The organism is Stenotrophomonas maltophilia group sp. Smal17 (genome assembly GCF_030237045.1).
Classification (GTDB): Bacteria; Pseudomonadota; Gammaproteobacteria; order Xanthomonadales; family Xanthomonadaceae; genus Stenotrophomonas; species Stenotrophomonas forensis.
This window is the reverse complement of sequence record NZ_JASJSU010000139.1, coordinates 1-8,120: the sequence shown is the minus strand read 5'-3', so window position 1 is coordinate 8,120 and position 8,120 is coordinate 1. Positions and strand designations below refer to the sequence as shown.

Sequence of the window (8,120 nt, the reverse complement as noted above, 5' to 3'; positions counted from 1 at the left end):
CTATTGCCGTCACCAGCTTATAACCAAAGGTTGTTTAAGAAAGGTATCTGGTCATTTCCGGGCGTCATATGCCGGCGCTACGGTCAGCCGGCAGCCGCTGGCCTGAACAGCCAGCCCTCCCCCTTCGCCCGCCGAAGCCCGGCGCGGCCCCGTTTCCGGAGCGCTTCCATGGCCCTGTACGACTCCATCCTCGATACCGTCGGCAACACCCCCATCGTCAAGCTGCAGCGCCTGGCGCCACCGCAGGTCAGCCTCTACGCCAAGGTCGAGTCGTTCAACCCGGGCGGCTCGGTGAAGGACCGCCTGGCGCTGGCGATCATCCTCGATGCCGAAGCACGTGGCCTGCTCAAGCCCGGCGATACAATCGTCGAAGCGACCTCCGGCAATACCGGCGTGGCGCTGGCAATGGTCGCCGCCGCGCGCGGCTACAAGTTCGTGGCCACCATGGTCGAGACCTTCTCGGTGGAACGCCGCAAGCTGATGCGCGCCTATGGCGCCAAGGTGATCCTGACCCCGGCCGCCGAACGCGGCAGCGGCATGGTGCGCAGGGCGCGCGAACTGGCCGAAGAGCATGGCTGGTTCCTCGCCAGCCAGTTCGCCAACCCGGCCAACCCGGCGTATCACCGCAACACCACCGCCGCCGAGATCCTGCGCGACTTCGCCGGCAAGCGGCTGGACTATTTCGTCAGCGGCTGGGGCACCGGTGGCACGCTCACCGGTGTGGGCGAAGTGCTGAAGGTCGCGCGCCCGCAGACCCGCATCATTGCCACCGAGCCGGCCGGCGCGGCATTGCTCAAGGGCGATGACTGGAAGCCGCACAAGATCCAGGGCTGGACGCCGGACTTCGTGCCCGACGTGCTCAATCGCGATGTGGTGGATGAACTGGTGTCGGTTGAAGATGACCGCGCCATCGCCACTGCGCGCCGCCTGGCCGCCGAGGAAGGCATCTTCGTCGGCATCTCCGCCGGCGCCACCGTTGCCAGTGCGCTGGATGTGGCCGCGCGTGCCGAACCGGGCTCGGTGATCCTGGCCATGCTGCCGGACACCGGTGAACGCTACTTCTCCACGCCGCTGTTTGCCGATGTGAACGAAGGGTCTGACGACGACTGGCTGGCCGGGCTGCCGTGACGCATAACGCCGGGCACGGCCCGGCGCTGCCGCCCGTCACAAACCCCACCTGCTTCAGCCTGCATGAAGGCGCCGCCCGCCATCGTGCGTGAAGGCCGTCGGATCGCAGCGCGTGAGACGGTCATGACGCAGTATCGATGCCCTGTCCCCTACCGTGGGAACAGCCGGCGCAGATGCTGCGCGGATCACCTCACAGGCAGGAGACGGACGCATGAAGATCGAAGTTTGGCAGGGCGACATCACGACCCTGGCGGTGGATGCGATCGTCAACGCGGCCAATGAGACATTGCTCGGTGGCGGCGGTGTCGACGGTGCGATCCATCGCGCCGCCGGCCCGGCACTGCTGGCCGAATGCGAACAGTTGCCGGAGCTTCGCCCGGGCGTGCGTTGCCCGACCGGCGAAGTGCGCGCCACCGGCGCCTACGCATTGCCGGCGCGGCATGTGCTGCACACGGTGGGACCGGTCTGGCACGACGGCCAGCGTGACGAACCGGCGCTGCTGGCCAACTGCTACTGGAAGTCGTTGCAGCTGGCGGAATCCCTGGGCGTGCAGTCGATCGCGTTCCCGGCAATCAGCTGCGGCGTGTACGGCTATCCGCTGTACCAGGCCGCGCAGATCGCTGTGACCGAAACACTGGCGTGGCAGCGCAGCCATGCACAGCCGATGCGCATCGTGCTGGTTGCGTTCAATACCGCCACCGCCAAGGCCTACCAGCAGGCGCTGGCAGCCGCCGGGCAGAGCATGGAGAGCGAGTCGCGCAGCCCGCTGCTGCCGCCACTGGGCGATACAGGCTTCGCTGCCGCACATTGAGCCGCACTGTTCCGCGGAAAAGAAAAGGCCGGGCATTGCCCGGCCTTTTCCGTTGCATCGTCGATGTCATCCACACAGGGGGTGGATCTGCCTCAACGGCTCGCCGCTTCCACCGCAGCGTCATCGTCGGCAACGGCTGCTGCGTCGGCCGCGGCACGTGCCGCCGAGGCAGCGGCGCCGTCGGCGCTGGCCCCATCCACCTGCACGCGCACTTCCACCAGGCCCGCGCCGTTGTTCACGCTGGTCACGTCGACGGTGTAGTGGCCGGCCGGCAACGTTTCCTGCAGGCGTGCGTTGGTGCCATTGCCACCATCGTCGTCGGACAGCTCGACATTGGCGCCGACCACGCGCAGCACGGTGTCGACCTGGCTGGAGATCGCATCCAGGCGCACGTCGGCCGGACGATCCAGGGTCAGCAGGAAGCGGCGGCGACCTTCGTTGTCGAGCATCGTGTACACGCTGCCCGTGCTCGGCAGTGCGGTGCCATCGCGCTCGACCAGATTGCCCGGCAGTTCGATGCGGGTCGCCGACAGGGTGAACATGCCAGTGACGCCGTCACCGAGGCCGCGCGCGGTCAGGGTGTACTTGCCCGGCTTCAGCGACAGGCTCAGGCGTGAGTTGGTGCTGTCGCTGCTATCGTCGTTCTCGGCATCCACGCCCTGGCCGGACACCTTCAGCACCGGATCGAAGGCATCCGACACCAGCCGGATCTCGTACAGGCCTTCCTTCTCCACCTGCAGGATGTAGTCCTGCGAGTCGCCGCCCAGCATGTCGACGATCTCGCCACCGCCCACCAGTGGCTTGCCGTCGTACGGCTTCAGCTTCTCCGCACGCAGGCGGTACGGACCGAAGGCGGACGGGCCATCGGCATTGACCGCCACCTGGTAGGTGCCGCCACCACTGGCACGGAATGCCACCGAGACGTCGCCCTCGCGCTCGTAGACGGTATTGCTGGTGGATACCAGGCTGCCGTTGTTGAACACGGCGATCGAACCGCTGAGCCTGCCGGTCAGCTTCAGGCCAACCAGATCGTTGTCGTCCAGCTTGATCTGGTAAAGCTGGTGATGGCTGCCGTCGTTGAAGTTGATGCCGCTGCGCGTGGTGATCTCGCCGGACACCGGCTTGTCGAATTCGAGCGACGCGGCCTTGCCCGCATCCATGCCCGCACCGATGCGGTTGCAACCGCCGGCGACCAGGACCGCGGCAACGGCCAGTGTAAGTGCTGCCAAACGCATGTTGTTTCTCCTTGGCCTTCCATGTCATTCCCACGTACCGGCCGGGTACGCGGGGGCGGAAAAGATACCCGCAAAAGCAAACGCCGGCGTGATGCCGGCGCTGCCTTTTCATCCAGCAATGGAACCGATCAGCCGTTCCACTTGCCCAGCGCGGCCAGGCCGTTGTCCTTGGCGCGCTCGTACACGGTCTTCTGGGCAGCAGCGTAGTTGCCCTTCATGTCCTTGGCCCACAGCTTCAGGGCGGCCTGCTGCATGGCGCGGCCGTAGGAGAAGCTCAGCGGCCACGGCAGGTTGCCCAGCTGGTTCATCGCGTTCAGGTGCTCAGTCGACTGTTCGTCGGTCTGGCCACCGGACAGGAACACCACGCCCGGCAGGATCGCCGGCACGGTGCTCTTCAGGCACATCACGGTCGACTCGGCCACTTCCTCGACGTCGGCCTGCTCGTCGCAGCCCTTGCCGGAGATGACCATCGATGCCTTCAGGATGGTGCCTTCCAGCAGCACGTTCTGCTGGTACAGCGCATCGAACAGCGAGCGCAGGGTGGCTTCGGTGACTTCGTAGCAGGTCTCGATGTCGTGGTCGCCGTCCATGATCACTTCCGGCTCGACCATCGGCACCAGGCCGCATTCCTGGCACAGGGCGGCATAACGGGCCAGCGCGTGGGCGTTGGACTCGATGCAGGTGCCCGACGGGATGCTCTCACCGATGTTGATGACCGCACGCCACTTGGCGAAGCGCGCACCCAGCTTGTAGTACTCCTGCAGGCGCTCGCGCAGGCCGTCCAGGCCTTCGGTCACCAGCTCGCCCGGGCAGCCGGCCAGCGGGTGCGCACCCTTGTCCACCTTGATGCCCGGAATCATGCCGTGGTCGGCCATGTACTTGGCGAACGGCACGCCGTCCCTGGTCGACTGGCGGATGGTTTCGTCGTACAGGATGGCGCCGGAAATGTGCTCGTTGAGCTTCGGCGTGGTCAGCAGCAGTTCGCGGTAGGCGCGACGGTTCTCCTCGGTGTTCTCGATACCGACGCCAGCGAAACGCTTGGCGATGGTAGCGGTGGATTCGTCGATCGCGATGATGCCCTTGCCCGGGGCAACCATGGCCTGGGCGGTTTCAGCCAGCTGTTCGATGCTCATGTACTTCCTGTGGCGGGTGCGGGAAAAACGTAAGTATAGCCCCGCCACCCGTTGCCTCGACGTCGAGGCCAGGATGGAAACGATTCCAATGTCCGCACAGGACAGACGTTGACCTGCCACGACCGGGCCAGAGCCACGTTGGCGTCCGGCCCCGGGGGCCGGACCCGCGCAGGGTTCCGGCCCGATGCAGTCCGTCTCTTACAGATCGCCCAGGCCGCTGGCGCGGCCGTCTTCGCCCACTTCCAGCAGGCGCAGGGTGTTGGTCGCACCCAGGGTTTCCATGTGCTCGCCACTGGTGAACACCACGCGGTCACCGGCCTGCAGCAGTTCCGATTCCACCAGCAGGCGGATGCTGCCGCGTGCGGCTTCGCGCGGGGTCAGGCCGCGGCTGTCGAAATTGATCGGATAGACATCGCGCATCAGCGCCATCTGGCGACGGGCACCGTCGTGGCGGGTGACCGCGAACACCGGTGCCTTGGCGCGGAAGCGCGACAGGTAGCGTGCGGTACCGCCGGATTCGGTCATCGCCACGATCGCGCGCACGCCCACGTGCTGCGACAGGAACATGGTGGCCATGGCGATGGCCTGGTCGGCGCGTTCCAGGTTGCGCGGCGAGGCGTTGAAGTCGGTCTCGGTCTGGAACTGGCGCTCGGCGCCCAGGCAGATGCGCGCCATCGCTTCCACGGCCTTGACCGGATAGGCGCCGGCGGCGGTTTCGGCCGAGAGCATCACCGCATCGGTACCGTCGATGACCGAGTTGGCCACGTCCAGCACTTCGGCGCGGGTCGGGATCGGGCTTTCCACCATCGACTGCAGCATCTGCGTGGCGGTGATCACCACCTTGTTCTGCGCCAGCGAGGCCTTGATGATCTTCTTCTGCAGGCCCGGCAGCTCGGCATCGCCGATTTCCACGCCGAGGTCGCCACGGGCGACCATCACCACGTCGCTGGCCTCGACGATTTCTTCCAGGTTCTCGATCGCTTCGGTACGTTCGATCTTCGACACCAGCGCGGCATCGCAGCCGTGCGAGCGGGCGATGTCACGCGCGTCGTTCATGTCCTGCGCGTTGCGGCAGAACGACACGGCGATGAAGTCGACGCCGATCTTGGCAACGATGCCGATCAGTTCCTTGTCACGCTCGGTCAGCGCACCCAGCGACAGGCCACCGCCCTGCTTGTTCAGGCCCTTGCGGTCGGACAGCACGCCATCGTTGAGCACGGTGTTGACGATGCGGTCACCCTGCACTTCCACCACCTGCAACTGCATCAGGCCGTCATCGAGCAGCAGCACGTCGCCCGGGCCCACGTCCTGCGGCAGGCCGAGGTAGCTGACGCCGACCTGGCTGGCACTGCCGGGGCCGGCGTTCTCGCTGGCGATCAGGTCGAAGCGGTCGCCCGCCTTCAGCTGCACCTTGCCTTCGGCGAAGCGCTCGATGCGGATCTTCGGGCCCGGCAGATCGGCCAGGATGCCCACTTCCACGCCGACGCGGGCCGCAGCGGCGCGCACTTCGGCGGCACGCTTGGCCTGGCCGGACGGATCGCCGTGGCTGAAGTTCAGGCGCACCACGTTGACGCCGGCGCGGAACAGATCCTCCAGCACGCCCGGCGGATCAGTGGCCGGGCCGAGGGTGGCAAGGATCTTGGTGCGACGCTGACGCTCGAACATGGTGAAGGGGCCTCTCCCGATAAAGAACGGAAATTAGCACATCCTTCACGCCGCATGTATACGGTTACAGCCTTGTGCTGCCTGACTTCGCGGGTCATGGAACGGACATGGTCCGGACATACGCTGGCGCAGGGAGTTCTGTAGAGCCGAGCCCGTGCCCGGCTCTACAGGGAGCTAGGCCAGCAGCGTTTCCAGCTGTGCCGGCTCACGGGCCAGCTGGCCGGCGCCGGCTTCGGTGAGTTCCGCTTCGCCGCCAAAGCCCCACAGCACACCGACACTGCGCAGGCCGTGGTGACGCGCGCCTTCGATATCCATGCGGCGGTCGCCGATCATCCAGCACTGTGCGGGCTGCACCTGCAGCCGGCGCAGCGCCTCGCCGACCAGCTCCGGCTTGTGGCTGCGCGAGCCGTCCAGGGTCGAGCCGATGATCTCCTCGAACAGCCCGCCGAATGGCAGGTGGGCAAGGATGCGGCGCGCATGTGGCTCGTTCTTGGCGGTGACCACCGCCAGGCGGTGGCCACGACCATGCAGCGTGCGCAGGGTGTCTTCCACCTGCGGGTACACCGTGTGCTCGCGCCAGCCCTCGGCGTCGAAGCGTTCACGGTAGTAGCCCACCGCCTGTTCCACCCGCGCCGGTTCAACGAACAACGGCGCGAAGGTGGTGCGCAGCGACGGACCGATCCAGCCCAGCAGTGTCTCCTGCGGCGGTACCGGATGGTCCATCTTCTGCAGCGCATAGGCGATGCACGCGGTAATGCCGACCTGCGAATCGATCAGCGTACCGTCGAGGTCGAAGAACAGGACATCCCTGCTGCGATCGGTGCTCATGCGCCGCGCGCGTCGAGGGCCGCCACGGCCGGCAGCGTCTTGCCTTCCAGGAACTCCAGGAACGCACCACCGCCGGTGGAGATGTAGCTGACGTCGCCAGCGATATCGAACTTGTCAACGGCGGCCAGGGTGTCACCGCCGCCGGCGATGGAGAACGCCTTCGAGCTGGCGATGGCGCGGGCCAGCGCTTCGGTGCCCTTGCTGAAGGCTTCGAATTCGAACACACCGACCGGGCCGTTCCAGACCACGGTGCCGGCCTTCTCGATCAGCTGTGCGTACTGCGCCGCGGTCTGCGGGCCGATGTCCAGGATCAGATCGTCCTCGGCGACGGCGTCGACCGCCTTCACTTCCGCCACGGCATCGGGCAGGAACTGCTTGGCGGTGACCACGTCGACCGGCAGCGGAATGTCGGCGCCACGCGCCTTGGCATCGGCCACGATCTTCTTCGCGGTGTCCAGCAGGTCCGGTTCGTACAGCGACTTGCCGACGTTGTAGCCGGCGGCGGCGATGAAGGTGTTGGCGATGCCGCCACCGACGATCAGCTGATCGACCTTGCCGACCAGGTTGGCCAGCAGTTCCAGCTTGGTGCTGACCTTGCTGCCGGCGACGATGGCCAGCAACGGCTTGGCCGGAGCATCCAGCGCCTTTGCCAGTGCGTCCAGTTCGGCCATCAGCAACGGGCCACCGGCGGCGACCGGAGCGAAGCGGATCACGCCATGGGTCGAGGCCTGGGCGCGGTGCGCGGTGCCGAACGCATCCATCACGAACACGTCGCACAGCGCGGCGTACTTCTTCGACAGGGCCTCGTCATCCTTGCCCTCGCCCACGTTCATGCGGCAGTTTTCCAGCAGCACCAGCTGGCCCGGCTGCACGTCGACACCGTCGACCCAGTCGCGCACCAGCGGCACTTCGCGGCCGAGCAGCTCGGACAGGCGTGCGGCGACCGGCGCCAGCGAATCGGCCTCGCTCCACACGCCTTCCTTCGGGCGCCCCAGGTGCGAGGTGACCATCACCGCCGCGCCCTGCTCCAGCGCGCGCTTGAGCGTCGGCAGCGAAGCGGTGATGCGCTGTTCGGAGGTGATGCGGCCATTCTCGATCGGCACGTTCAGATCCTGGCGGATCAGCACGCGCTTGCCGGAGAGGTCGAGGTCGGTCATGCGGACGATGGACATGGGCAACTCTTTGGCTCAGGGACGGGATGCCGGGCTACGGCAGACGGCCATTGTATCGGGTGCGGATGGTGGGAGGGCCGATGCCTGCGGCAGGCAGAGGCGCAACAGCAACAGCCAGAGCCAAAGCCAAAGCGCTGGCGCCTTGTGA

The 8,120-nt window shown here is 66.6% G+C and carries 7 protein-coding genes; 2 read left to right on the top strand and 5 right to left on the bottom strand.

Going from position 1 to position 8,120, the window contains the following annotated elements; translation table 11 throughout:
- The first annotated feature begins 168 nt into the window (after positions 1-168).
- Both cysK and QRO93_RS20770 read left to right on the top strand, forming a co-directional pair.
- Positions 169-1,128 (top strand): cysteine synthase A, encoded by a 960-nt coding sequence (cysK, locus tag QRO93_RS20775; RefSeq protein ID WP_008266373.1) that lies wholly within the window; start codon positions 169-171, stop codon positions 1,126-1,128.
- 211 nt (positions 1,129-1,339) lie between these two features.
- Entirely contained in the window at positions 1,340-1,939 is a 600-nt protein-coding gene (locus QRO93_RS20770) for an O-acetyl-ADP-ribose deacetylase (RefSeq protein WP_053450647.1), read from the top strand.
- A 92-nt stretch (positions 1,940-2,031) separates the two neighbouring features.
- Here QRO93_RS20770 and QRO93_RS20765 read toward each other — a convergent pair whose 3' ends face one another.
- The 5 genes from QRO93_RS20765 to QRO93_RS20745 form a co-directional block, all read right to left on the bottom strand.
- A complete protein-coding gene (locus QRO93_RS20765) occupies positions 2,032-3,174 on the bottom strand; it encodes an ABC transporter substrate-binding protein (protein WP_164242941.1) in 1,143 nt (380 codons plus the stop codon).
- A 128-nt stretch (positions 3,175-3,302) separates the two neighbouring features.
- Positions 3,303-4,307, bottom strand: coding sequence for a class I fructose-bisphosphate aldolase (locus tag QRO93_RS20760; protein WP_053450649.1), 1,005 nt, complete (start codon positions 4,305-4,307; stop codon positions 3,303-3,305).
- Between the two features lie 198 nt (positions 4,308-4,505).
- Positions 4,506-5,972: a pyruvate kinase gene (pyk, locus tag QRO93_RS20755; protein ID WP_053450650.1), complete on the bottom strand. Its 1,467-nt coding sequence runs from the start codon at positions 5,970-5,972 to the stop codon at positions 4,506-4,508.
- Between the two features lie 174 nt (positions 5,973-6,146).
- Positions 6,147-6,800, bottom strand: coding sequence for an HAD hydrolase-like protein (locus QRO93_RS20750; RefSeq protein WP_053450651.1), 654 nt, complete (start codon positions 6,798-6,800; stop codon positions 6,147-6,149).
- Positions 6,797-7,972 (bottom strand): phosphoglycerate kinase, encoded by a 1,176-nt coding sequence (locus QRO93_RS20745; RefSeq protein WP_053450652.1) that lies wholly within the window; start codon positions 7,970-7,972, stop codon positions 6,797-6,799. Before QRO93_RS20745 ends, QRO93_RS20750 begins: the two co-directional genes overlap by 4 nt.
- Between the last annotated feature and the right edge of the window lie 148 nt (positions 7,973-8,120).

Excerpts from the sequence above, each read along its gene's own strand:
- QRO93_RS20760 (WP_053450649.1), bottom strand. The coding sequence starts at position 4,307 with ATGAGCATCGAACAGCTGGCTGAAACCGCCCAGGCCATGGTTGCCCCG.
- QRO93_RS20770 (WP_053450647.1), top strand. The coding sequence starts at position 1,340 with ATGAAGATCGAAGTTTGGCAGGGCGACATCACGACCCTGGCGGTGGAT.
- QRO93_RS20765 (WP_164242941.1), bottom strand. The coding sequence starts at position 3,174 with ATGCGTTTGGCAGCACTTACACTGGCCGTTGCCGCGGTCCTGGTCGCC.
- QRO93_RS20745 (WP_053450652.1), bottom strand. The coding sequence starts at position 7,972 with ATGTCCATCGTCCGCATGACCGACCTCGACCTCTCCGGCAAGCGCGTG.
- cysK (WP_008266373.1), top strand. The coding sequence starts at position 169 with ATGGCCCTGTACGACTCCATCCTCGATACCGTCGGCAACACCCCCATC.
- QRO93_RS20750 (WP_053450651.1), bottom strand. The coding sequence starts at position 6,800 with ATGAGCACCGATCGCAGCAGGGATGTCCTGTTCTTCGACCTCGACGGT.
- pyk (WP_053450650.1), bottom strand. The coding sequence starts at position 5,972 with ATGTTCGAGCGTCAGCGTCGCACCAAGATCCTTGCCACCCTCGGCCCG.